This is a genomic window from Mycolicibacterium anyangense (assembly GCF_010731855.1).
Taxonomy (GTDB): Bacteria; Actinomycetota; Actinomycetes; order Mycobacteriales; family Mycobacteriaceae; genus Mycobacterium; species Mycobacterium anyangense.
This window is the reverse complement of the sequence record NZ_AP022620.1, coordinates 4,567,808-4,590,841: the sequence shown is the minus strand read 5'-3', so window position 1 is coordinate 4,590,841 and position 23,034 is coordinate 4,567,808. Positions and strand designations below refer to the sequence as shown.

Sequence of the window (23,034 nt, the reverse complement as noted above, 5' to 3'; positions counted from 1 at the left end):
ACGTTCCCCGTCCCGTGACGTCCGTCCTAGGAAGAGGCTAACCGCCGCAGCGCGGACTCGGGCCCTTCAACGCCGCCAACCGCTGTACCGAGGCGTCGACGGCCGGCATGGCCAGCTCACCGCCGTTGACCGCGGCCTCGAGGCGGTCGAGCACGGCGGGCACCTCGTCGGTGGTCACCCACAGCCCGACATCGGCCCCGGCCTGCAGCGCCCGCAGCACTGCCTCGGCCACGCCGTAGTGCGACGAGATCGCGGCCATGCTCGACAGATCGTCGGTGAAGATGATGCCGTTGAACGGCGGGCCGCCGTAGTCACCGCTGCGCAGCAGGTTCACCGCGGCCGGGCTGAGGCTGGCGGGCAACCCGCCGGTCAGACCCGGGACCTCGAGGTGGCCGATCATCACTGCGACCGGCGCGTCGGCGGCCAGGGTGCGGTACGGGACCAGATCGTTGCTCTGCAGCTGATCCAGCGGCGGGGTGGTGACCGCACCGGCGGTGTGCGAATCCCCGGACCCGTGGCCGTGGCCAGGGAAGTGCTTGAGCACCGGCAGCAAGCCGGCATCCCGCAGGCCGCGGGCGTAGGCACCGGCGTAGGTGGTCACCACCGCGGGATCGTTAGAGAACGACCGGTCACCGATCACGCTGTCGTCGGGGTCACCGGAGACGTCGGCCACCGGCGCGAAATCGACGGTGAAGCCCAGGCCCTTCATCTTGCGGCCGCGTTCCAGGGCCAGCTGGTACACCTCGTCGGGGGTCTTGGTCTGGGCCAGCACCCGGGCCGACGGCGCGGTCCCGATCAGGCTTTTCAGCCGGGAGACCCGGCCGCCCTCCTCGTCGACGCTGACCGCCAGCGGCAGCGGCCCGGCACCGGCGATGCCCGGCAATGAGCCGTCGGTCAGCATCGACAGGTCGGTCCAGCTGCCGATGAAGATGCCGCCGACGTGGTAGTCGGTGACCACGGCGCGGGCGTCGGCGCCGTTGCGCACACCGACCATCAGCAGCTGGGCCAGCTTGTCGCGGGTGGACATCGTCAGCGGGTCACCGCACACCGGCGGCGCCGGGGCGGCGGGGACCGGGCCGGCCAGCGGCGCAACCCCGGTGCCCGAGGTCGCGCTGACCGGCGACGAGGGCGCCGCTGCGCTCTTGGAGGCCGGCGACGAACAGCCCAGGAGCAGCAGCGGCAGGGTCGACACGGCGGCGATTCCGCGCAGGGTGAGCAGGCGTCTGGCCATCCGCCCATGCTGTCATGAGCGCCGCCGCGGTCCAACCGCGGTTGGACGCGTGTTAGGTTGACCAGCGGGTACCCCCCACTCGATTCGACCCTTCCCCGTACAGCAGAGGAGACCCGATCATGACCCGGTTCGTGGTTCCCGCCGCCGCCAGCATCCTGGTGGGCCTGCTGCTCGGTGCGGCTGCGGTGTTCGGGGTGACGCTGATGATCCAGCAGGACACCAAGCCACCGCTGTCGCCGGGCGACCCGGCCTCGTCGGTGCTCAACCGCGTCGAGTACGGCAACCGCGGCTAGCCTGAGCACGCTCGCCACCGCCTCCCCCGCGGTCACGGAGGCGCCCGTCACCACCACACCGCTGTCCCGGCGCTGGCTGGGCGGTGCGTTCGTGATCGCGCTGGTGCTGTGCTTCGCGCAGTCCCCGGGCATGGTCTCGCCCGACACCAAACTCGATCTGACCGCCAACCCGCTGCGGTTCCTGGCTCGCGCCGCCAATCTGTGGAACAGCGACCTGCCGTTCGGGCAGGCGCAGAACCAGGCCTACGGGTACCTGTTCCCGCACGGAGCGTTCTTCCTGCTCGGCGACACCCTGGGCTTGCCCGGCTGGGTCACCCAACGGCTGTGGTGGGCGCTGCTGCTCACGGCGGGCTTCTGGGGTCTGCTTCGGGTGGCCGAGGCCCTGAACATCGGTAACCGGCCGGCCCGGGTGATCGCCGCGGTGGCGTTCGCGCTGTCACCGCGGGTGCTGACCACGCTGGGCTCGATCTCCTCGGAGACACTGCCGATGATGCTGGCGCCATGGGTGCTGCTTCCGGTGATCCTCGCGCTCAAGGGGGATAGCGGCAGGCCGCTGCGGATGCTGGCCGCCCGTGCCGGCATCGCCCTGGCACTGATGGGCGCCGTCAATGCGGTGGCCACGATCACCGGCTGTCTGCCAGCGATCATCTGGTGGTTGTGCCATCGGCCGAACCGCACCTGGTGGCGTTTCGCTGCCTGGTGGGCGCTGGCCTCGGCGTTGGCCGTCGTCTGGTGGGTGGTCGCGCTGCTGCTGCTCGGCCAGATCAGCCCACCATTCCTGGACTTCATCGAATCCTCGGGCGTGACCACCCAGTGGACGTCGCTGATCGAGGTACTCCGCGGCACCGACAGCTGGACGCCGTTCGTGTCGCCGAATGCCACGGCAGGCTCGTCGCTGGTGACCCAGCCGGTGATGGTGCTGGCCACCGCACTGGTGGCGGCCGGCGGGCTGGCCGGGCTGGCCTTGCGGTCCATGCCGGCCCGCGGACGGCTGGTCACCATGCTGCTGGTCGGGGTGGTGCTGCTCGCGGTCGGCTACTCCGGCGGCCTGGGTTCGCCGCTGGCCCATCAGGTGCAGCTGTTCCTGGACGCCGCCGGCGCTCCGCTGCGCAACGTCCACAAGCTGGAGCCGGTGATCCGCATTCCGCTGGTGCTCGGCATCGCCCACCTGCTCAGCCGGATTCCGCTCCCCGGCAGTGCCCCGCGACCGGTCTGGATCCGGGCCTTCGCCCATCCCGAGGACGACAAGCGGGTGGCGGTCGGCATCGTCGTGCTCGCCGCGCTCGCCGTGGCCACGTCGATGGCCTGGACGGGCCGGCTCACCCCGCCCGGCACCTTCCGGGCCATCCCCGATTACTGGCATCAGGCTGCGGCGTGGCTGGCCGAGCACAACACGGGACACCCCACACCCGGCCGCGTCCTGGTGGCCCCCGGTGCGCCGTTCGCCACCCAGGTGTGGGGCAACACCCACGACGAGCCGATGCAGGTGCTGAGCGAAGTGCCATGGGGAGTCCGGGATTCCATCCCGCTGACACCGCCACAGACCATCCGCGCACTGGATTCGGTGCAGCGGCTGTTCGCCGCGGGCCGGCCGTCGGCCGGTCTCGCCGACACCCTGCTGCGCCAGGGCATCTCGTATGTGGTGGTGCGCAACGATCTGGACCCGGACACCTCGCGATCGGCCCGGCCCCTGCTAGTCCACCGCGCGATCGACGGATCACCCGGGCTGACCAAGGTGGCGCAGTTCGGTGAACCGGTGGGCGCGGGCACCTTGTCGGGCTTCATCAGTGACAGCGGGCTACGCCCCCGGTATCCGGCCGTGGAGATCTATCGCGTTGACACCCAAGGCAATCCGGGCGCACCGTACCTGACTGACGCAAGCCGGATGGCCCGCGTCGACGGCGGGCCGGAGGTGCTGTTGCGCCTGGACGAGCGGCGCCGCCTGCTCGGCAGGGCCGCCCTGGGTCCGGTGCTGCTGACCTCCGATGCCCAGCGGGCGAACCTGCCGGTCCCGGTGGTCACGGTCACCGACACCCCGGTGGACCGGGAGACCGACTACGGACGCGTCGACGACCACTCCTCGGCGGTGCGAGCCGAGGGCGACCGGCGCACCACGTTCAACCGGGTACCCGACTACCCGGTGCCGGGGGCCAAGCTGGTGCACGGAGCCTGGTCGGGCGGGCGGCTGAGCGCATCGAGTTCGTCATCGGATGCCACCACGCTGCCCAACGTCTCTCCGTCCAGTGGGCCGGCCGCCGCCATCGACGGCGACTCGGCCACGGCATGGGTGTCGAACTCGCTGCAGCCGGCCGTCGGCCAGTGGCTGCAGGTCGACTTCGACCATCCGGTGACCAATGCCACGCTCACCGTGACACCGAGCGCCACCGCCGTCGGGGCCCAGGTCCGCAGGCTTCAAGTGTCGACCGTAAACGGCACCACCACAGTGCGTTTCGACGAGCCAGGTAAGCCCCTGACGATCGCGCTCCCGGTCGGCGAGACGCCGTGGGTGCGGATCACCGCGATCGGCACCGACGACGGGTCCGCCGGCGTGCAGTTCGGGATCACCGACCTGTCGGTCACCCAGTACGACGCATCCGGTTATGCCCACCCGGTCGATATTCGGCACACCGTCGTGGTGCCGGGCCCGCCCACCGGTTCGGCTGTCGCGGCGTGGGACCTGGGCTCCGAACTGCTCGGGCGGCCCGGCTGCGCAGACTCCCCCGATGGTGTGCACTGCGCGGCCTCGATGTCGCAGGCACCCGAGGAACCCGTGACGTTGAGTCGCACGCTGACGGTGCCCGCGCCGATCCAGGTGAACCCGATCGTGTGGGTGCGGGCCCGTCAGGGCCCCAATCTGGCCGACCTGATCGCCCAGCCGGGCACCATCCGGTCGCGTGCCGATTCCGATCTGATCGACGTCGACGGTTCGGCCTACGCCGCCACCGACGGCGACCCCCGCACTGCGTGGACCGCGCCGCAGGGCGTGGTGCAGCACCGGACGGCGCCGACGCTGACCGTCACGCTGCCCAAGGCGACTGAGGTCACCGGGTTGCAGTTGACGCCGAGTTCCTCACCGCTGCCGACACATCCGACGATGGTGGCCATCGACCTCGGGGACGGGCCGCAGGTGCGCAGGCTCAAGGCCGGTGACGATACCGCCGCACAGACCGTGACGTTGCGTCCCAGGATCACCGACACCGTGCGGATCAGTCTGCTCAACTGGGACGACGTCATCGACCGCACGGCGCTGGGGTTCGACCAGCTCAAACCACCCGGCCTGGCCGAAGTCGCCGTACTGGGCCCCGACGGCAAGCCGGTGGCGGCCCCCGACGCGGCCGGCAACCGGGCCCGCAGCATCGACATCCCGTGCGGGCAAGGCCCGATCGTCGCCGTGTCGGGCCGGTTCGTGCAGACCTCGGTGCACACCACCGTGGCCGCACTACTCGATGGCGAGCCAGTCGCCGCCAAGGCCTGTGATCCCGCACCGATCGCGCTGCCGGCCGGCAAGCAGGAGCTGCTGGTCAGCCCCGGCTCCGGTTTCATCGTCGACGGAATCGCACTCACCGGGCCGCGGGCGGCCGAAATTCCCACCGCGACAACGACTCCCGCCGACGTGACCAGCTGGGGCCCGGACCGTCGCGTCATCGACGTGGCGCGGGCACCGATCGCCCGGGTGCTGGTGGTCCCCGAGAGCGTCAACCCGGGGTGGGTGGCGCACACGCCCGACGGCGTGACGCTGACACCGGTGGTCGTCAACGGCTGGCAGCAGGGCTGGGTGGTGCCCGCCGGCGAGCAGGGCCCCATCACCCTGAGCTTCCCGTCCAACGCCACCTACCGGGCCGGCCTGGCCGGCGGCCTGTCGCTGCTGCCCCTGCTACTGGTCCTGGCCCTGGTCCCGGCCCGCCGCCGGAGGGCACCGGCCAGCCCGGCCCGGCCGTGGGCCGCCCCGGTACTGGCGGGTGCGGGCGTGCTCACCGTCGGCGCCCTGATCGCCGGCATCGGCGGGGTGGCGGTCTTCGCCGCCGCGCTGGCCGTCACCGTCGCGCTGCGGCATCGGCAGCGGCTCCGCGACCGCCTCACCCTCGGGGCCGCCTCGTGCGGACTGATCCTGGCCGGGGCATTGTTGTCGCGCTATCCGTGGCGGTCGGTCGACGGTTACATCGGGCATTCGCCGTGGGTGCAGCTGCCTGCGCTGATCGCACTGGGCGCGCTGGCCGCCTCGGTTCTGCCCGAACGGTCGGGTTCTGCCGAAAATGGCGAGGGCGCAACACCTTCCCGTTAGTGTCGAGGGATGACAGTGCCGCCCCAGGTCGATACCGTGCGGGGTCCCGTCGCGACGTCTGAGCTCGGCGTGGTGCTCATGCACGAGCATGTGTTCGTGCTGTCGCCGGAGATTCTGGTCAACTACCCGCAGGGCTGGGGAGACGAGGCGGCGCGGGAGGCAGACGCCGTCGACAAACTCAACGCGCTCAAGGCCATCGGGGTGGACACCATCGTCGACCCCACCGTCATCGGGCTGGGCCGCTACATCCCCCGCATCCAACGGGTGGCTGCCAGGACCGGCCTGCAGATCGTGGTGGCCACCGGCGTCTACACCTACAACGACGTCCCGATGTACTTCCACTTCACCGGCCCCGGCACCGGGCTGGGCGGCCCCGAGACGATGACCGAGCTGTTCGTCCGGGACATCACCGAGGGCATCGCCGACACCGGCGTCAAGGCCGCGATCCTCAAGTGCGCCACTGACGAACCGGGCCCGACTCCCGGTGTCGAGCGGGTGCTGCGGGCGGTGGCCCAGGCGCACCGGCAGACCGGTGTACCGATCACCACTCACACCCATGCCGCCACCCGCCGCGGCCTGGACCAACAGCGCATCTTCGCCGAGGAGGGTGTGGACCTGAGCCGGGTGATCATCGGGCACAGCGGTGACACCACCGATCTGGGCTACCTCGAAGAACTGATCGCCGCGGGCTCTTATCTCGGGATGGACCGATTCGGCCTGCACAACATCCTGTCCTTCGACGACCGGGTGGACACCGTGGCGCGGCTGTGCGAACGTGGCCACGCGGACAAGATGGTGCTCTCCCATGACGCGTCGTGCTACATCGACTGGCTTCCCGAGGCGGCACTGCCCGTGGCCCTACCGGACTGGCATTTCCTGCACATCCACCAGGACGTGCTGCCCGCACTGCGCCAGCGGGGCGTCACCGAGGAGCAGATCACCACCATGCTCGTGGACAACCCGCGGGCCATCTTCGCCCGGAGCGGCAGATGAGCGTCGAGATTCCCCCGATCGGAACCAGGCTGAGCCAGCTGGCCGCCGAGGACCCCGATCGCCCGGCGATCACGTGCGACGGCCGTACCCTGACCCGCCGCGAACTGGAGTCGGCAGCCAACCGGCTGGCCCGCGCCTATGCCGAACTGGGGGTCAGCCGCGGCGACTACGTGACGATCGCGCTGCCCAACTCGATCGAGTGGGTGCTGGCGACGATCGCGGTGTGGAAGCTGGGTGGGATCCCCCAACCGCTCTCGCCGCGGTTGCCCGACGCCGAGTTCGTCGGTCTGCTCGACCTCAAGCCCCGCGCCCTGCTGGTCGGCCGGCCCGACCCGCGCGGCCTGGTGCCCTCGGTCGGCGGCGATTTCACCGGCCGTCCGGAGCTCTCGGATGCTCCTCTGCCCGAGGCGGTTTCGCCGTCGTGGAAGTCGATGCCCTCGGGTGGTAGCACCGGGCGCCCCAAACTCATCGAAGCCGGCGGCGAGGGCCGGATCCCGGCCGAGGTCATCGCCATGGGCATGGGCAACCTGCCGACGGACACCCACCTACTGCCGGTTCCGTTGAGCCACAACACCGGTTTCACCTCGGCCACGCTCGCGCTGCTGACCGGTCAGCATCTGGTGTTGATGCGCCGGTTCGAGCCTGCGGAGTTCCTGCGTCTCATCACCGAGCATCGGGTGAACTACCTGGCGACCGTGCCCACCATCATGCAGCGGCTGCTACCGGTGTATCGCGCCGATCCCGACGCTTACGATCTGTCGTCGGTGCGCCGCTTCTGGCATCTGGCGGCGCCGTGCCCACCGAACATCAAAGAAGCCTGGATCGAACTGCTCGGCCCGGACACGGTGTGGGAACTCTACGGCGGCACCGAACTTCAGGCACTGACCTTCATCAGCGGCACCGAGTGGCTGGCCCACCGCGGGTCGGTCGGGCGGGTAGTCGCCGGCGAGATGAAGGTGCTCGACGACGACGGCAACGAGTGCCCGCCCGGTGTGGTCGGCGAGATCTACCTTCGTCCGGCACCGGGCAGTGCGCCGACTTACCGCTACATCGGCAGCACCGCGAAGACCCGCGACGGCTGGGATTCGCTGGGCGATCTCGGCTGGTTCGACGAGGACGGCTACCTCTATCTGGCCGATCGCCGCGTCGACATGTTCACCGTCGGCGGGCGAAACGTCTACCCGGCGGAGATCGAGAATGCCCTCGCCGAACACCCGTCGGTGTTGTCCTGCCTGGTGGTCGGTGTGCCACACGAGGACCTCGGCCAGGTGCCGCACGCCCTGGTGCACACCGATGGCAGTGCGCTGGACACTGCGGCGGTGCAGGTCTTTGTCGCGCAACGGTTGGCCGACTACAAGGTTCCGCGCACCGTGGAGTTCGTCGACTCCCCGCTGCGCGACGATGCCGGCAAGGCGCGGCGCTCGGCGGTCCGCGACCAGGTGATCGCGCGACTGAACGGCTAGGCCGAGGGTGAGGCCGACGCCCCCGGCACCGGCGGTGACTGACCCGCGAGTTCCCGGACGTAGTCGAGTTGGCCCAGCTCGGCCAGCACCTGGCGGGCCATCAGGCCATGGTTTCGGGTGATCGCCAACCAGAGGTGATCCGGCTCGGTCGCGGCCGCACCCGCCTGTTCGGCGAGCAACGCTGCGGTGACCACCAGCGCACGTGCCTGCGGACTGAAAGGGAGGTGCACGAAGCGTGGCGACGGCCGCTGCCGCACGCCGGTGATCTCTTCGATGCACCCCCGGATCACCGCGGGGCTGACCCCTCGTTCGTCCAGCCCTGCGGTGATCCGATGTGACGCGTCGGCCACCAGGCCGAGAAGCAGGTGCGCCGACCCTACGAAGTTGCTGGCGTAGGAGTAGGCCTCATCGTGCGCTTCCCGGATTACCGCCCGCGCCGATTCACCCAGGGTTGCCAGGGCTCGAGCGAACCGCTCGGCGCCGACGTGACCGTCCGGGGGAAGGGCAGGGGCCATAATTGACCCAGCCTACAATATGGCCGTATTGTAAGCTTCGCTAAGGGTTGCCTTACGCTACTGCGGCGGCTGGCGGATCTGTCCCCGCTCGAGGAGTTTGTTCACGGATTCCTTCCATCGCTCCAGCTGAGCCGGGGTGACGAAGGGTTCCGGCAGGTGCCGGTCGATATGCCGGCGCATGATGACCGCGCCCATCACCAACACCAGCGGATTCAGCGCCGCCCACTCCAGATCCAGATCCTCGACCGTGCCGCCCTCCTCGGCCAGCCGGCGCCAGCGCGCCAATCCGATCTGAGCGGTCGAGTCGAAGAAGGCGGCCCCCGCCGGAGCACCCTCGACGAGCAGCCTGGCCAGGTAGTCCACCGCCGTTAGCTGTTGGGACAGTAGGAAACTCACCCGGCGACCCATCTCCAGAACGGACTGGCCCGGCGAAGCGGTCAGCGGTCTGCTCATCTCGGCTCGGATGACGCCCAGGGCATAGGTGTTGACGGCATCGATCAGCCGGTCTTTGGAACCGAAATGATGTTGCACCAAGCCAACCGAGACCCCGGCCGCCTTCGCGACCATCTGCAGGGTCGACTTGGCGGTGCCGTGCTCCCCGAACACGTCGAGCGCTGCCACGACAATCCGGTCCTGCTTGGACGGACCCAGGCCTTCTTCCGGGACCACTACCTCGCCTATCTTGCTGCCTATCCTGGTGCCGATCGTGCTGCTTGTCTGGTGCCCCGCTGTCTGCCCATCACCCACCGGCGGCTATTGGTATACAGAGTATGACCGACCGCAGATGAAAACGCGTCCCCAAGTTCTACACGAACTGGACGCGTATTTGGTTCAACCCATTGGCAATACGCAGCTATTGCCCGCTATTGCCCGTTCTGCCAGGCCCGACCGGCGACCAGTTCGGGCACCAAAACCTCGGTGAGCAACCGTACGTCGTCGTCCTCGTCGCCGGGATAGCGGACGGTGTAGCCCGCACTGGGGACCGCGCCGCCAACTCCGACGACGGTGGTGTTGCGCAGCGTCGTCCACTCGGCCAGCTGTTCTTCCCACGCCGATCCGGCGAAGACCAGCAGACGGTAGTCGGTGGTCTTGGTGAGGTACACGTCGACGTGGCTCCAGTCGCCGGTCTCGCAACCGACCGCCGGGCGCCGCGGGCCCTCCCGCAACATCAGTGCGCCTTGGGCGGCCGAACAGAATCGGTGGGCCGGGGCTGCCAGATGGGTACCATCCGGACCCAGAAGAAGCTCTGAAATAGTTGGGCGCCAATCAGATTCGGAATCGAGCAGATGCGCGCTCGCCGCCGCCGCCCGCGACAGCGTGTCGGCCAGCACCTCCGTCGGGGCACCGGCGAGGTGGCACTCGAGCGCCATCAGCAGCGCCAGCGTGTGCTGGTAGGTGCGGCAGGCCACGCCGCCGACCTCGGGGTCGGCGCGTAAGTCGACGACGGCCTGGCAGCGGTCGGTGATCGCCGATCCCGGGGTGTTGGTCAGCGCGACAGTGGTGACGCCGGAGGGCAGACGATCAAGGGCGTCAAGCGTTTCCACCGATCCACCGGTAGCGGAGGTGGCCACCACCAGGGTTGCCGCCCCCCAGTCAGGCATCAGGGTGGTGGCGGCGACCTCGGAGACCGCGACCAGTCCGCGGGCCCGCATCCGGGCCGCCACGACGCCGCCGGCGTACGCCGAGGAGCCCATCCCGATCAGCACCACCCGTTCGATACCCTCCGGCACCACCGAAGCCCACGGGTTGCCCTCGGCCAGCACGTCGGCCAACCGGCCCAGCATCTCGGGTTTGCGGTGCAGGTCCGCGACGAAACCGTCAGCGTCCACCGGCCATCCTTTCGTCGAGCAGCGCGGGCAGCGCGGAATCGGGGACGTACATCCAGCGCGGCAGATGCCGCGCCGCGTAGACGATCTCACGCAGCACCTGCTGCAGGCGAAAGGCCGGTACCGCAGCAGCGTCGTAGATCTCGGCGTACCCCAGTCCGGTGAGCGTGCGGGCATAGCCGTCCAGGAAGGATCGGCGTGCGGTCTGGTCGACGACGGCCAGCGCTGCCTCGTCGAGCCGATGGTGCCGCCGAGCCACGATCGCGACGTGGGCCAGCGACTGGGCCATTCCGGCGACGTCGAGGGCTGCTGGGATCGGCAGCACCCGCTGGTGCGGGGGCAGGACGGGGTTTCCGTCGAAGTCGGTGACCACGTAGCCACCGTCGTGGTGCAGTATCTGCCCGACGTGCAGATCGCCGTGCCCCTCGATCACCCGGCTGCCGGCCAGCTCACCGAGCTCGTCGAGGATCTGCTCGATCTCGTGGCCCCGATCGCGCAGCACCGTCGCGGCCGACGAGTCGCACAGCGTTCGAGCCTCGGCGAGGGTGGCAAACGCTGCGTCACGCCAGCGCCGGCTGTCAGCAGGGGTCGCGGTGGCGGCGTTGGCCGCCAGGGCCGCGTGCAGCTGCGCGATCACCGTGGCGACTTCTGTCGCTGCGGCGGCCACCGGGGCGGGGTGCGCGGTGCCGTCACGGGCCGCCTCGGCCACCAGGTCCACCGCCCATGTCCATCCGTCGACAGCGCCCGCAAGATAGGCATCGACGTTGGCCACCAGGGTCTCCTGCCCACCGACGGGCTGCCAGGTGACCAGACCCCAGGGTTGGGGCATGTGGCGAAAGCCGTTGGTGCGCAGCACTTCGAGTCGGGACGGCGCCGGATGCGGCCCCTGCTGCAGATGCGTCGCCCACTTGACCACGGCGGCGTCGCCGACGATCACCGACTCATTGGTCTGGTCCACGGTGACCGCCCGTTCCCCGGCCGCCGGACGCACCGACCAGGAGTGCACGGCGAAGTTGCCGCGCCGCGAGATACCGGGTGCCGACCCAAGCATGGCGATCAGCGCGTCGGCCACTCCGTCCCCCGGTCGTGCCCGGCGCCACTGGCCGGCGTCGCGTACCTGGGGCAGTGCGGCCAAGCCCTCGTCACCGGCGAGCACCGCCAGGCGTCTACCCTCGGCGAGTTCCAGGACATCGAGTTCGTCGGCCACCGGATCAGGCTGTCGCAGCCCGGCCCACCTGCTCGATGACATCGGCGCCGATCCGCAGCCCGTCGCGCGCCCTGATCTTCTCGCCGATTTCGGCCAACCGGTCCCGCAGGGCGGTGTCGGCCAGGATCCTGTCGACGGCGCCGGTCAGCTCGGCGTCACCGAACGCGTAGGTGTTCAGCCGCACCCCGAAGCCAAGTTCGTCGATCCGCTGGGCGTTCTCATATTGGTCCCAGAACAGCGGCAGCATGATCAACGGCTTGCCGAAGTGCAGCGTCTCGGTCACGGTGTTGTTCCCGCCGTGCGAGATCACCAGGTCCACCTGTGGGATGACCTTGGTCTGCGGCACCATCTGTTCACCGACCATGTTGTCGGCCAACGTGATTCGATCAGCCTGCGGCCCCTTGCTGACGATGTAACGGTGGCGGGTGGTACTCAGGACGTCGACGAGCCGTTGCATCAGCTCCACATCGGCGCCGCCCAGCGAACCCAGCGACAGGTAGACCAGCGCGCTGCCCTCGGGACGGTCGGCGACCTGTGCGGGCACGGTGTATTCGGCGTCAGTTTCCCGGACGCTGGAATCCATCCGGGTCCAGCTGCCGTCCAGCGGCCGGGCTTCGACGTAGTCGGCCTCCGCGGGATACACGTAGAGGTTGGCGGCGTTCTCCCGCGGCATGAACTCCAGGTCCGGCAACGGGGCGGCACCCTGCTGCTGCACCCAGGTGTTGAAGTCGTTCCACAGCGTTCGGTGGGTGCGGTCGAACTCCGCGCGGTAGTCGTCCCACGCCGACCGGTCATCACTGGGCAGTCCCGAGAACGGGGGCGGGATGTTGGGGCCGGGAATCTCCAGTGGGCTGCACGAGACGATCCGGACGAACGGGACCCCCGCGGTGACCAGTGCCGGGAACAGCACCACGTTGTCCTCGACGATCACGTCGGGGCGGTGCTCGGCGATGATGGCCCGCAACCGCGGCTCGCAGTACTTGGCCCCATCGACCAGCGCCTGATAGGTCGGCTGGATGAACGTCTCGAGCTGCTCGACGGTCGGCTTGCGGAACTCCGGAGCGGTCTCGGCGATGAAGTCCGTCCAGAACTTGCCCGGGTCTTCGTCGGCCGCTCCCTCGGCAGGCTCAGCCAGATCGACGAGCTCCTCGATGAACCCGAGCGGGGCGAGCTTGCCGGCCCAGGAGCTCTCGGCGGCGAACACGATCCGGTGGCCCCGATCCCGCAGGATGGCCGCCAGCCCGATGCACTGGTTCGTCGGCCCATACGCCGACTCCGGCCAAAACATGACGGTTAGCGGCCTGCTGGCTCCCATGGCGGTCCCTTCGACTGAGGCGGGTCTGACAGATCATTGCGCAACGGTCACCCCGGGCGCATCAGCACCGGGGTCCGACGGCGAACACCACACCGTCCCGGCGCCGCCTGCGCGGGCGCGCGTTTGCCATCAACGCCTCCAGTGGCGTCCCGGGAGACGCCACCTACCCTCCTCGGCGGCGCCGAATTCCGAACCGTCTCATTCCGACCTCCCGCTATTGCCACGAGCCTGGCGTCCGTGCAGATCGGGGCCCGCTTCGTTCTCTGGCGCACGACAATTCGCGGGCGCGAGACGGCGAGGAGGTCCAAATATTACGTTTGCTGCCCGCAATAACGTCTCGACCGCGAAGGCAGCTACCGTCGAGGAATCAATCTACTTCCGCTCTGTCGCGCCCGCGCGAGCCGACCGGTGGTTCACGTCAGTCGGAGGCCGGGATGAGAAACGAAACGCCGCCCGGGGTGGGTACGTCAATCACCCAGGACTGGGGGGCGGTCCCGCACCCCGTCTTCGTCGTCGATGACGACGGGGTTGTGCGCGCGCTCAGCACGCCAGCCCACGCGGTACTGCCCGAGGTGACCGTCGGTGGACAGCTCGACGGCGCGGTCCCGGCGTGGTTGGCCGATGCCTGCCTGAGCCGTTCGGAAGTGGTGACCGGCCAGCTCGGCGGCCGGGACTTCCACGTCCAGCCGACGACGCTGCCCGACGGCCGGGTGGCGTGGTGGCTGATCGGCGACACCGACCGGTCGCTGCAGCTGGTGCAGGATGCCCTGCACCGCGAGCGCAGGCACGCCGCCTTCCTCGACGAGGCGTCCGCGGTACTGACGGTGTCGCTCAACGTCGACAGGTGCATGGAGGCCACCGCGCGGATGGCGGCCCGTCACCTCGCCGACGCCGCCGTGGTCGTAGGACCCCGCTTCGGCGGCGCGCTGCCCGTCTTCGGCAGCGATGCCGACGGCGCGGTGACCCAACGCCACATCGCCGAAGACCCGGCCCAGATCTCGGGACTCAGCGAGGCCCTGCGCGGCTTCCCGCCGGTGCCCTCGCGCTGGATCGATCCCTCGACGCTGCCGGCCTGGCTGATTCCTGATGGCTTCCAAGGGTCGGTGGGCTCGGTGGTGATCACGCCGCTGCCCGGTCACGGGATCCCGGCCGGAGCGCTGGTGCTGCTGCGCCGCACCACCCACATGGCGTTCAGCGAGGGCGAGGAGATCCTGGCCCGGCTGTTCGCCGCCCGCGCCGGTGCCGCGCTGGCCGCCGCGCGCCTCTACGCCGAGCAGTCGGCGATCACCAGCACCCTGCTGCGCGAGCTGCTGCCGCCACAGCTACACCGGATGCACGGGTTCGAGCTGGCCGGGCGGTATCGGGCTTCCGACGACCATCAGCTGATCGGCGGCGACTTCTACGACGTGCATCCGTCCCCCACACCGGACGAGGAGACCCTCGTCGTACTGGGTGACGTGTGCGGCAAGGGTTTGGAAGCCGCGGTGCTGACCGGCAAGATCCGCAACACGCTGCAGGCGCTGGCGCCGCTGGCTGAGCACCACGAAGAGGTGCTGAAGCTGCTCAACAATGCGCTGCTGTCCCCGGACAACAGCCGCTTCGCCACGTTGGTGCTGGCCTCCATCTCCGACCGGGACGGTCAGCTGCGGCTTCGGTTGACCTGTGCGGGCCACCCCGCGCCGCTGATCGCCCGGGCCGACGGCACCGTCGAGACCGCCGACACCCGGGGCATGCTGATCGGTGCGCTGCCGATGTTCCGGGCCCGCTCGTTCGACACCTGGCTGGCGCCGGGTGAAACCTGCCTGCTCTATACCGACGGGGTGACCGAGGCCCGCGGCGGACCGCTGGGCACCGAGCAGTTCGGGGAGGAACGGCTGGCGGCGGCCTTCGCCCGGTGCGCCGGGATGCCCGCCGAAGCGGTCGTGGAGCGCATCATGATGCTCACCGCCGACTGGGTGGACCGCAAGCCGCACGACGACATCGCCGCCGTGGCGATCACCGCGCCGCGGCGCAATCACCTGTCCGCCGTCAACGGCCACACCGCGGGGCGATACACCGCATGACGGTGACCTGCGCACGTGCCCGGCTCTGGGATGCCGTCCTGGCCGGTGACGAATATGCCGCCATCGCAACGGTTTTCGATGCCGTGGATGGCGGGATGGGCCTGGAGGGGGTGCTGCTGGAGGTGATCGCGCCGGTGCAGTACCGGATCGGTACGGAATGGGCCGCCAACCGGATCTCGGTGACCGAGGAGCATTGCGCGACGGCGATCAACGACCGGGTGATCGCCGCCCTGTCACGGCATCCGTCCGTCCGCGGTGCCGGGCAGGCGGGCCGGGTCGTGGTGGCGTGTGTCGACGGCGAGTGGCACGCCCTGCCGGCCCGGCTGCTCACCGAGGTGCTGCGGTTACGTGGGTGGCAGGTGGACTTCCTCGGCGCCCACGTCCCCACCCAGAGCCTCATCGCCCACGTGCACCGACACGGGCCGGACGCAATCGCATTGTCGTGCATGATCCCGAGCCGACTGCCCGTCGCGCACGCCGCGATCACCGCCTGTCAGGCGGCCGGTGTGTCGGTGCTGGCCGGCGGAGCCGCCTTCGGACCCGAGGGTCGGTACGCCTACCAGTTGGGCGCCGACGCGTGGGCACCCGACGCACGCTCGGCCGCCGAGACGCTGGCCCGCGGACTGCCCCCGGCTAAGCGTTTCCCCGACCCGCAGTGCGGGCAGGAGCTGGGCCACCTGGCCGACCAGGAGTACACGATGGTCAGCGCGATGGCCGCCCAGCTGGTGGCCCACACCATCGCAGACCTGCAACAGCAGCTGCCCGCGGTCGGTGGATACAGCGAGCTGGAGCGCGAACGGATCCTCGAGGAGATCGCGCACATCGTCGACTTCCTGAGCGCGGCACTCTACGTCGATGACGACGCGTTGTTCACCGGCTTCATCACCTGGACCGCCGAAATCCTTGCGGCGCGCGGTGTCGGCCAAACGTCGATCCAGCCAAGCCTGGAGATCATCAGTCGCCACCTCCAGGACTTCCCGCGTGCCATCCGCATCCTGGACTGTGCCCTTGCCGCCCTTTCCACCGAACCGGCCAGACCGGCCACCGACCCCGCACCGATGCCATGAATCTGACCGTGACACTCGATACCCCCCATTCAGCGCGACTGATCGTCGCCGGCGAGCTGGATTTCGTTGCCGCGCCGCAGCTTCTGGCCACCGCGTCCCAGGTGCTGCGCGAGAACGACAGCCTGGGTCACCTACACCTGGATTTCGCAGACCTCACGCTGTGTGACTCCGCGGGCCTGGCCACCCTGGTCCTCATCGAGCGTCGCTGTACCGAATCCCGGGTGCGGCTGCACCTGGATCGCACGACGCGCCAACTGGAGCGCATCCTGGACGTCACCGGTCTGCGCGAACACTTCGCCGCCGCCGCGAGTGCGCAGCCCGAGCCCAGGGCCGACGGCAACCAGGACGAGACGGTGGGCTGAGCGCTACCTCGCGATCACCGGCTCCGGGGTATCGCTGACCGAGCTGTCCAACGGCGGCACCGGCGCCTTGCGCCGATATTCCCAGCGCCGCAATGCATTACGGCATGGCGACTCGATGAGCGCGTAGCTCACCGCCGCCATCGCGAAACCGAAGACCAGGGTGAGTACGAGCACGACGATCAGGTTGCCGTTGAACATGAACTTGCCGACCATCGGGAACACCATCACCAGTGCGGCCAGGTGCCAGACGAACAGTCCGTAGGACCACCGCCCGAGGGTCACCATCACCCTGCTCCCCAGAATCGGGTGCGCGGTGTCGGGCCGGTCGAGCACCAGCGGCGCCAGCAGCGCCCAGGCCACCACCGCGCCCAACGAGGTCCTCGTGACGAACTGGCCCAGCGTCGCCGGGACCAGATCTTCGGGACCCGCCAGCGGCGAGGCCGAGAGCAGATAAGCGGTCACCGCGATCGCCGTGATCGCCCACCGGTTTCGGGCCACCTTGTGTGCCCAGCCCAGCGGGCTGACCGTCCACTCGGCCAGCAGCATGCCGGCAGCGAACCAGGAGGCGTACGCCGGCGGCCAGTTGAGAAAGTTGACGCCCTGGGCGGTGTGGATCGGCAGCAGCCCCCAGCCGAGGCTGGCCACGGCCACCGCGGCAATCACCGGCACCCGGGCCCGCACCGGCAGCCGGCGCGCCAGGAAGGCCAGCAGTGGCAGCGCGAGGTAGAAGCTCACCTCGACCGACAGACTCCACATCTGGGTGAGCCCGGCGGTCAGGGTCAGCGGCACATACACCTGGGTGAGCGTCAGATTGGCCCACCACACCGTCCAGCTGGCGTGGTTGGCCTCCGGGAGCAGCGTGAGGATGACGATGACGGCCACCAGGTAGCCGGGCATGATGCGCACCAGCCGGGACCGCAGGTAGTGGCTGGTGACCGGGCGGTGCCGCAGTCCACGCGCCGCCGCGGCGTGCCCGCGCCACAGCAGGAAGCCCGACAGCGCGAAGAAGACCGCGACGGCGAGGTCGAATCGGTGCAGCAACCGGCCCAGCACTCCGCTGGAGGTTCCGGTCTGGAAGGCGACGTGGGTGAGCACCACGCCCATGGCCGCGCAGGCGCGCATCCCTTCCACGGCGGGCAGGAAGCCGCGAGTGCCGCCGACCCGCTCGGCCACCTGTTCCATGTCCGCCAGTCTGCCGGTGTGGGGCCGCCGGGCGAAAGTGGGTACACCGTGGCTGCGGCGTGACCTCCTCATTGGCCGGTGCCTCGGCATCTGCTGTTAGGGTCAGACCGGTTTGCCTCGCCGTTTCGGCGGTGCGGAACCCGACGGGAGAAGGAGGCCACGGCAGCGTGAATCGCGCAGGCATGTTGCGTATCGCGGCGTACGGCATCATCGGGCTCGGAGCCGCCCTTCTGATCGCCGCCCTGCTGTTGTCGACCTACACCTCCGGCAAGATCCAGAAAATCCCGCTGAACATCGACGAGTCGCTGGTCAGCGACGGCACCGGCACGGCACTGGACCCCGCCTCCCTGTCCGGCGAGCGGTTCATCATCGACAAGAACGTCCCACTGGTGTCCCAACGGCAGATCACCGTCGAGTCGCCCGCCAACGCCGACGTGGTGACCTTCCAGGTCGGCACCAGCGTGCGGCGCAGCGACAAGCAGCAGGACAACGGTCTGCTGCTGGCCATGGTGGACACCGTGACGCTCAACCGCAGCACAGCGCTGGCGGTCTCCGACGACACCCACCCGGGTGGTTCGGTGCAGAAGCCGCGGAGCATCGAGGACGACAAGCCGGCGACCAACATCGCGTTGCCGCACGACGGCCTGTCCTATCGCTTCCCGTTCAACACCGAAAAGAAGACCTACCCGTACTTCGATCCGATCGCGCAGAAGGCGTTCGACGCCAACTACGACGGCGAAGACGACGTCAACGGGCTGACGACCTACCGGTTCACCCAGAACGTCGGCTACGACGCGGACGGCAAGCTGGTCGAGCCGATCAAGTACGCCTCGCTCTACGACAACGACGAAGAGGGCCAGGTGACCGCGCGGGCGTCGCTGTGGGGTCTGCCCGGACCGCCGGACGACCCGGTGACCATGACCCGCTACTACGCCGCGCAGCGCACGTTCTGGGTGGACCCGGTGACCGGCACCATCGTCAAGGCCACCGAGCACGCCAACCACTACTACGCCCGTGACCCGCTCAAGCCGGAGATGGCGCTGGCCGACTACAAGGTCACCACCACCGAGCAGACCATCGAAGATCAGGTGGCCGCCGCGCGGGACGAGCGGGATCGGGTCGGGCTGTGGTCGCGAGTGCTGCCCATCAGCTTCACCGCGGCCGGTCTGGTCGCCCTGATCGGTGGCGCCCTGCTGGGCATGTTCAGCGTGCGCGCCGAGGCGGCTCTGATCGATCCGGGTCTGGACACCGCCGATCACGGCTTCTTCGGTAAGGACGAGACCGGTCCGATGCCCGCCGCCGAGGCGGCGACCGAGAAGATGCCCGCGGCGCGACCCGATCTGGAGTCTCCGCCGGACCGGTGAGCATCGCATGACCCAGGCACGCCGCCGGGCAGTCCGGTGGGTGCTGCCGGGATATGCCCTGGCACTGGCCGTCGCGGTGACGGCGCCGCTGCTGGCGCCGGGTTATCTGCTGCTGCGCGATGCGGTGTCCACACCGCGGTCCTACCTCTCCGACGCCGCCCTCGGGTTGTCCGAGGCTGCCCCGCGCGCGTTGCCACAGGATTTCCTGGTGGCCGTCCTGTCCTCGGTGATCGACGGCGGCGTGGTGGTCAAAGCCCTGCTGGTGGCGGGTCTGTTCCTGGCCGGCTGCGGTGCAGGCAGGCTGGCTGCACAGGTGGTCGGAGAATCGGGGCTTGCCGGTCAGCTGGTGGCCGCGACGCTGGCCGTGTGGAACCCCTACGTGGCCGAACGGTTGCTGCAGGGGCATTGGAGTCTGCTGGTCGGCTACGGATGCCTGCCATGGGTCGCCACGGCGGTGATCCGGTTGCGGACCGGGACGCGGCCCCGATGGCCGGCGTGGGCTGCCTCGGCGTTCTGGATCGCCGTGGCCGGTCTCACCCCGACGGGACTGATCCTGGCGGCAGTGGTCGCCGGTGTCTGCGTCGCAGTGCCGGGCGGCGGGGTGTCCCGGCCGCGCTGCGCCGCCGGGATTCTGGCCGCGGCACTCACCACAGCCTTGCCGTGGTTGACCGCATCGGCACTCGGTGGCGCCCTGGGCTCCACCCCAGCGGCGGGGCTGACGGCGTTCGCCGCCCGCGCCGAGCCCGGGCTGGGAACCTTGGGCAGCCTCGTCGGCCTGGGCGGCATCTGGAACGCCGAAGCCGTACCCACCTCCCGCACAACGCTCGTGGCACTGCTGGGCACCGCGGTGCTGGTGACCGTGGTGGCGCTCGGGCTGCCGAGGGTGATCCGGCGCCCCGTCGCCGTACCCCTGCTGGTGCTCGCGGCGGTCGGCGTCCTCGCCCCGGCCCTGGCCGCGACCGGCCCGGGCCTGGCGGTGCTGCGGACGGTCGTCGACACCGCACCGGGTCTGGGTGTGCTGCGCGATGGGCAGAAGTGGGTGGCGCTGGCCATGCCGGGCTACGCGATCGCCGGTGCCGCAGCGACGGTCACCGCGCGAGTGTGGCTGCGGCCGGCCCTGGCCGCGCTGATCGCCGTCATCGCGTTGATCGCGGTGCTGCCGGATCTGGCCTGGGGCGTGGGCGGCAAGGTGGCACCCGCGCACTATCCGCGCGGATGGTCTGCGGTGGCCTCGGCGATCAACGCTGACCCCGGTGCGGTCGTGGTGCTGCCCGCCGACACCATGCGCCGGTTCGGCTGGTCCGGGCCCGCGCCGGTGCTCGACCCGATGCCGCGCTGGCTCCGACCCGAGGTGCTGACCACCGGCGATCTGACCATCTCGGGGCAGACCGTACTCGGCGAGGGTGCGCGTGCCAGGGACATCCAACGCACGCTGCTGGCTGGGGCCGGCCCGTCCGAACTCGCCGAGGCCGGGGTCCGCTGGGTGGTGATCGAGGAAGGCACCGCCGGGGACACCGGCGACGCCGAGCAGACACTGCGCGGCCTTCCGGTGACCTACCGCGACGACGACCTCACGCTGTACCACGTTGGTGGAACGAGTCCTGTTGCCACACAAGGCAAACGGCAGATCCAGATCGCTGTGCACCTGGCCTGGATGGCGCTGCTGACGACCAGCGGTTGCGCGCTGGCGGTCGCCGCCCTCCGACGCCGACGGCCAGCACCGGCGGGCCACAATGCCTGCGGCTAGCCCTGTTTGGCGATCAGCGGCTTGAGCTGATCGAGGATGTGGGTGATCAGCTCGTCCTGCTTGGTGAGGTGGTCCTGGATCATCGACGCCTCCTTGAGAACCGCCTCGGCGTCCTTGTAGGTCTCGTCCGCGCGGGTGTCGGCGGCCTTGGCCTGGATGTTCTGCCCGACGATGATGATCGGCAGCAGAACCAGTTGCAGGAAACTGCTCGAGAGCCACACGACGATGAAGTAGGTGCCCTGCTTGATCGCGTCGGGCAGCGCGACCAGGGCCAGCACGGTGAATAGATAGGCCGTCCACATCGTGCCGACCACCACCGTGATCTTGAGACCGAACTTGGCGTTGAACCGGACCAGCCAGTTCTGATGGTCGACACCGCGAATCTCGTCGCTGGTCAACGGCTTTCTGGCACGCAGTTCGGCCGCACGAGGGTGGCGGACGTACTCGTAGATTTTCGACATCCGCGGATCATCACACGGCGACCCCGTGAAAGAGCTGTCAATCCTGGGCGCGCGGCCCGTAACGCTCGCGGTAGGAGTCATGGATGTGGGCGTCTCGCTCGCGGGCCAGGGCGTCGATGAGCCCCGGATCGAGGTTGTGCTGGCGCAGCCGGTAGGTGCGCCAGATCTTGTCCAGGGCATGGGCGAAGTAGAGGAACGGCAGGAACAGCAGCGACGACATCGCCAGGTGCATGGGGGTTGTCGTGGGGACGAGCCACAGCGGCGAGACGAGCAGCAGGCCCGGGATCGCGACGCGTAACAGCGTCCGGCGGCGGGCGCCCTTGCCGGTCAGGTCGTTGCGCACCCAGTCGTTCATGGCTGCGGGGAGCTGCTTGCCATAGCAGTAGGCGATGTACTGCAGCGGGTTGGGGCGGGTGTTGCCGGTCATGGTTGCTTGATCACGCCGTTCTAGATCACGCCGCTGACGCGGGTTCCGGAGTGCACGGACTCCAACACATTTCGCATGGCAACCGCACTCTGCTGCCATGAGAACTCCCGGCTACGGGCCTGGGCCTTGGCGCCGAGTTCCTCGCGCAGAACCCGGTCGGTGAGCAACCGCTCGAGGCCGTCCACCAGTTCTTCTCGGTCGTCGACCAGCAGACCGGTGACCCCGTCGATCACCGAATCGGTGAGCCCACCCGAGGATCGGTAGCCGATCGTCGGCACCGCATGCTGGGCGGCCTCGATGACAGCCAGGCCCCAGCCCTCCTTGCGCGACGGCAGAACGTGAACCCAGGACTGTTGCACCACAGCGTGTTTGACCGCGTCGTCCACGTGACCGTGGAACGTCACGGCATCGGCGATACCCAGTCGGGCAGCCCGCTCGACCAGCCGGTCGTGCCACCAGCCGCCGCCGACGACATCGAGGTGCAGGCCGGCCACGCGAACGCGCAGGCTGGCCACCGCATCCAGGGCGTCTTCGATCTGCTTGTGCGGCACCAGCCGGGACAGCACCACCACCCGGGGGGTGGCCGAGCGCTCACCGGCCAGGGTGTGCGCGGGCGCCTCGTCCAGCCCGTTGCGCACCACGGCGATCTGGCGGGCGTCGACACCGAGATCGGTCAGATCGCGGGCCGACGGCAGCGACACCGTGACGTACTGGTTGCGCCGGTGCATGCGCGGCGACAGCCAGGACTCGACCAGCCAGCCCAGCTTCCCCAGCACCCGGCCTGCGACCGGCCACTGTTCGCGGTGGCAGTGGTGGACCAGGACGGCCACCCGGCGGCCGAACGCCAGCCGGGCCAGGAAGGGGATTCCGTTCTGGGTGTCGATGACGACGTCGGGGCGTACCCGGCGCAGCGGGCCGAGGCCGACCCGCGCCAGCACCATCGCCAGGCCGGCCCAGATGTAGACGGTGTAGGGACCGCCGCCGCGGCTGATGCGCACGCCGTCGACGACCTCGTGGCGCGGCGCCCCGGGGTAGCGGGCGGTGCGCAGGGTGACGTCGATGCCGGACTGTGCCAGCGCTGTGCCGATGCGCTGCACGTACGTCTCACTGCCGCCACCCTGCGGGTGGCCGGTGTCGCGCCAGCACAGCAGCAGCACGGAACGGACGGTGGCAGACATCGAGCTCAGCGTAGTCCGCCCGTCGAGTTTCACTTAGTGCAGCTCTGCACTCGTACTT

Annotated in this window: 19 protein-coding genes; 9 read left to right on the top strand and 10 right to left on the bottom strand. The window is 69.6% G+C overall.

Annotation, left to right across the window (positions count from 1 at the left end; genetic code table 11):
• Positions 1 to 37: 37 nt before the first annotated feature.
• Complete coding sequence (locus tag G6N35_RS21730) at positions 38 to 1,231, bottom strand: glycoside hydrolase family 3 N-terminal domain-containing protein (protein WP_163806107.1); 1,194 nt, start codon at positions 1,229 to 1,231, stop codon at positions 38 to 40.
• A gap of 119 nt (positions 1,232 to 1,350) precedes the next feature.
• Between G6N35_RS21730 and G6N35_RS21725 the strand changes: the two genes are divergently transcribed.
• The 4 genes from G6N35_RS21725 (at position 1,351) to G6N35_RS21710 (ending at position 8,262) form a co-directional block, all read left to right on the top strand.
• A complete protein-coding gene (locus tag G6N35_RS21725; protein ID WP_163806106.1) occupies positions 1,351 to 1,524 on the top strand; it encodes a DUF2613 domain-containing protein in 174 nt (57 codons plus the stop codon).
• Positions 1,525 to 1,585: 61 nt separating this feature from the next.
• On the top strand, positions 1,586 to 5,806 hold the full coding sequence (locus G6N35_RS21720; protein WP_179967489.1) for an alpha-(1->3)-arabinofuranosyltransferase: 4,221 nt from the start codon (positions 1,586 to 1,588) through the stop codon (positions 5,804 to 5,806).
• Positions 5,807 to 5,815: 9 nt separating this feature from the next.
• Complete coding sequence (locus G6N35_RS21715) at positions 5,816 to 6,799, top strand: phosphotriesterase family protein (protein ID WP_163806104.1); 984 nt, start codon at positions 5,816 to 5,818, stop codon at positions 6,797 to 6,799.
• Positions 6,796 to 8,262: an AMP-binding protein gene (locus G6N35_RS21710; RefSeq protein ID WP_163806103.1), complete on the top strand. Its 1,467-nt coding sequence runs from the start codon at positions 6,796 to 6,798 to the stop codon at positions 8,260 to 8,262. Before G6N35_RS21715 ends, G6N35_RS21710 begins: the two co-directional genes overlap by 4 nt.
• Here the strand turns inward: G6N35_RS21710 and G6N35_RS21705 are convergent.
• The 5 genes from G6N35_RS21705 to G6N35_RS21685 all read right to left on the bottom strand — a co-directional run bounded on the left by G6N35_RS21705 (position 8,259) and on the right by G6N35_RS21685 (position 13,098).
• Positions 8,259 to 8,777, bottom strand: a complete 519-nt coding sequence (locus G6N35_RS21705) for a Clp protease N-terminal domain-containing protein (RefSeq protein WP_163806102.1) — start codon at positions 8,775 to 8,777, stop codon at positions 8,259 to 8,261. The genes G6N35_RS21710 and G6N35_RS21705 overlap by 4 nt on opposite strands.
• 57 nt (positions 8,778 to 8,834) lie before the next feature.
• Entirely contained in the window at positions 8,835 to 9,446 is a 612-nt protein-coding gene (locus G6N35_RS21700) for a TetR/AcrR family transcriptional regulator (RefSeq protein ID WP_163806101.1), read from the bottom strand.
• A 194-nt stretch (positions 9,447 to 9,640) separates the two neighbouring features.
• Positions 9,641 to 10,606, bottom strand: coding sequence for an SIS domain-containing protein (locus G6N35_RS21695; RefSeq protein ID WP_163806100.1), 966 nt, complete (start codon positions 10,604 to 10,606; stop codon positions 9,641 to 9,643).
• Positions 10,596 to 11,810 (bottom strand): glucosamine kinase, encoded by a 1,215-nt coding sequence (locus G6N35_RS21690; RefSeq protein WP_246224459.1) that lies wholly within the window; start codon positions 11,808 to 11,810, stop codon positions 10,596 to 10,598. Before G6N35_RS21690 ends, G6N35_RS21695 begins: the two co-directional genes overlap by 11 nt.
• 4 nt (positions 11,811 to 11,814) lie before the next feature.
• Entirely contained in the window at positions 11,815 to 13,098 is a 1,284-nt protein-coding gene (locus tag G6N35_RS21685; RefSeq protein ID WP_246224458.1) for a glycosyltransferase, read from the bottom strand.
• Between the two features lie 461 nt (positions 13,099 to 13,559).
• Here G6N35_RS21685 and G6N35_RS21680 point away from each other — a divergent pair, with 461 nt between their 5' ends.
• The 3 genes from G6N35_RS21680 to G6N35_RS21670 are packed head-to-tail and all read left to right on the top strand — an operon-like array spanning position 13,560 to position 16,617.
• A complete protein-coding gene (locus G6N35_RS21680; RefSeq protein ID WP_163806097.1) occupies positions 13,560 to 15,188 on the top strand; it encodes a PP2C family protein-serine/threonine phosphatase in 1,629 nt (542 codons plus the stop codon).
• Positions 15,185 to 16,255 carry a cobalamin B12-binding domain-containing protein gene (locus tag G6N35_RS21675; protein WP_163806096.1) on the top strand — a complete coding sequence of 357 codons (1,071 nt, stop codon included), beginning with the start codon at positions 15,185 to 15,187 and terminating at the stop codon, positions 16,253 to 16,255. Before G6N35_RS21680 ends, G6N35_RS21675 begins: the two co-directional genes overlap by 4 nt.
• 8 nt (positions 16,256 to 16,263) lie before the next feature.
• Positions 16,264 to 16,617 carry an STAS domain-containing protein gene (locus G6N35_RS21670; RefSeq protein WP_246224457.1) on the top strand — a complete coding sequence of 118 codons (354 nt, stop codon included), beginning with the start codon at positions 16,264 to 16,266 and terminating at the stop codon, positions 16,615 to 16,617.
• Between the two features lie 3 nt (positions 16,618 to 16,620).
• Here the strand turns inward: G6N35_RS21670 and G6N35_RS21665 are convergent, their stop codons facing one another.
• Positions 16,621 to 17,799 (bottom strand): acyltransferase family protein, encoded by a 1,179-nt coding sequence (locus G6N35_RS21665; protein ID WP_163806094.1) that lies wholly within the window; start codon positions 17,797 to 17,799, stop codon positions 16,621 to 16,623.
• 167 nt (positions 17,800 to 17,966) lie between these two features.
• Between G6N35_RS21665 and G6N35_RS21660 the strand changes: the two genes are divergently transcribed.
• The gene (locus tag G6N35_RS21660; RefSeq protein ID WP_163806093.1) at positions 17,967 to 19,163 is read left to right on the top strand and encodes a cell envelope lipid trafficking protein PgfA; all 1,197 of its coding nucleotides are present in this window, start codon (positions 17,967 to 17,969) and stop codon (positions 19,161 to 19,163) included.
• Between the two features lie 7 nt (positions 19,164 to 19,170).
• Entirely contained in the window at positions 19,171 to 20,910 is a 1,740-nt protein-coding gene (locus G6N35_RS21655) for an MmpA family trehalose lipid delivery protein (RefSeq protein ID WP_179967405.1), read from the top strand.
• On the opposite strand, the gene G6N35_RS21650 is transcribed toward G6N35_RS21655, so the two are convergent.
• From G6N35_RS21650 to G6N35_RS21640, 3 genes are read right to left on the bottom strand one after another with little or no spacing between them, the layout of a single operon-like run.
• On the bottom strand, positions 20,907 to 21,371 hold the full coding sequence (locus G6N35_RS21650) for a DUF1003 domain-containing protein (protein WP_163806092.1): 465 nt from the start codon (positions 21,369 to 21,371) through the stop codon (positions 20,907 to 20,909). The genes G6N35_RS21655 and G6N35_RS21650 overlap by 4 nt on opposite strands.
• Positions 21,372 to 21,408: 37 nt before the next feature.
• Positions 21,409 to 21,798, bottom strand: coding sequence for a DUF5313 domain-containing protein (locus G6N35_RS21645; RefSeq protein ID WP_163806091.1), 390 nt, complete (start codon positions 21,796 to 21,798; stop codon positions 21,409 to 21,411).
• A gap of 20 nt (positions 21,799 to 21,818) precedes the next feature.
• Positions 21,819 to 22,976, bottom strand: a complete 1,158-nt coding sequence (locus G6N35_RS21640; protein WP_163806090.1) for a glycosyltransferase family 4 protein — start codon at positions 22,974 to 22,976, stop codon at positions 21,819 to 21,821.
• Positions 22,977 to 23,034: the final 58 nt, after the last annotated feature.

Bases quoted from the DNA above. Each gene is read 5' to 3' on its own strand.
- G6N35_RS21645 (WP_163806091.1), bottom strand. From the start codon at position 21,798: ATGACCGGCAACACCCGCCCCAACCCGCTGCAGTACATCGCCTACTGC.
- G6N35_RS21675 (WP_163806096.1), top strand. From the start codon at position 15,185: ATGACGGTGACCTGCGCACGTGCCCGGCTCTGGGATGCCGTCCTGGCC.
- G6N35_RS21730 (WP_163806107.1), bottom strand. From the start codon at position 1,231: ATGGCCAGACGCCTGCTCACCCTGCGCGGAATCGCCGCCGTGTCGACC.
- G6N35_RS21640 (WP_163806090.1), bottom strand. From the start codon at position 22,976: ATGTCTGCCACCGTCCGTTCCGTGCTGCTGCTGTGCTGGCGCGACACC.
- G6N35_RS21650 (WP_163806092.1), bottom strand. From the start codon at position 21,371: ATGTCGAAAATCTACGAGTACGTCCGCCACCCTCGTGCGGCCGAACTG.
- G6N35_RS21725 (WP_163806106.1), top strand. From the start codon at position 1,351: ATGACCCGGTTCGTGGTTCCCGCCGCCGCCAGCATCCTGGTGGGCCTG.
- G6N35_RS21680 (WP_163806097.1), top strand. From the start codon at position 13,560: ATGAGAAACGAAACGCCGCCCGGGGTGGGTACGTCAATCACCCAGGAC.
- G6N35_RS21665 (WP_163806094.1), bottom strand. From the start codon at position 17,799: ATGGAACAGGTGGCCGAGCGGGTCGGCGGCACTCGCGGCTTCCTGCCC.
- G6N35_RS21705 (WP_163806102.1), bottom strand. From the start codon at position 8,777: ATGGCCCCTGCCCTTCCCCCGGACGGTCACGTCGGCGCCGAGCGGTTC.
- G6N35_RS21685 (WP_246224458.1), bottom strand. From the start codon at position 13,098: ATGTTTTGGCCGGAGTCGGCGTATGGGCCGACGAACCAGTGCATCGGG.
- G6N35_RS21710 (WP_163806103.1), top strand. From the start codon at position 6,796: ATGAGCGTCGAGATTCCCCCGATCGGAACCAGGCTGAGCCAGCTGGCC.
- G6N35_RS21655 (WP_179967405.1), top strand. From the start codon at position 19,171: ATGACCCAGGCACGCCGCCGGGCAGTCCGGTGGGTGCTGCCGGGATAT.
- G6N35_RS21715 (WP_163806104.1), top strand. From the start codon at position 5,816: ATGACAGTGCCGCCCCAGGTCGATACCGTGCGGGGTCCCGTCGCGACG.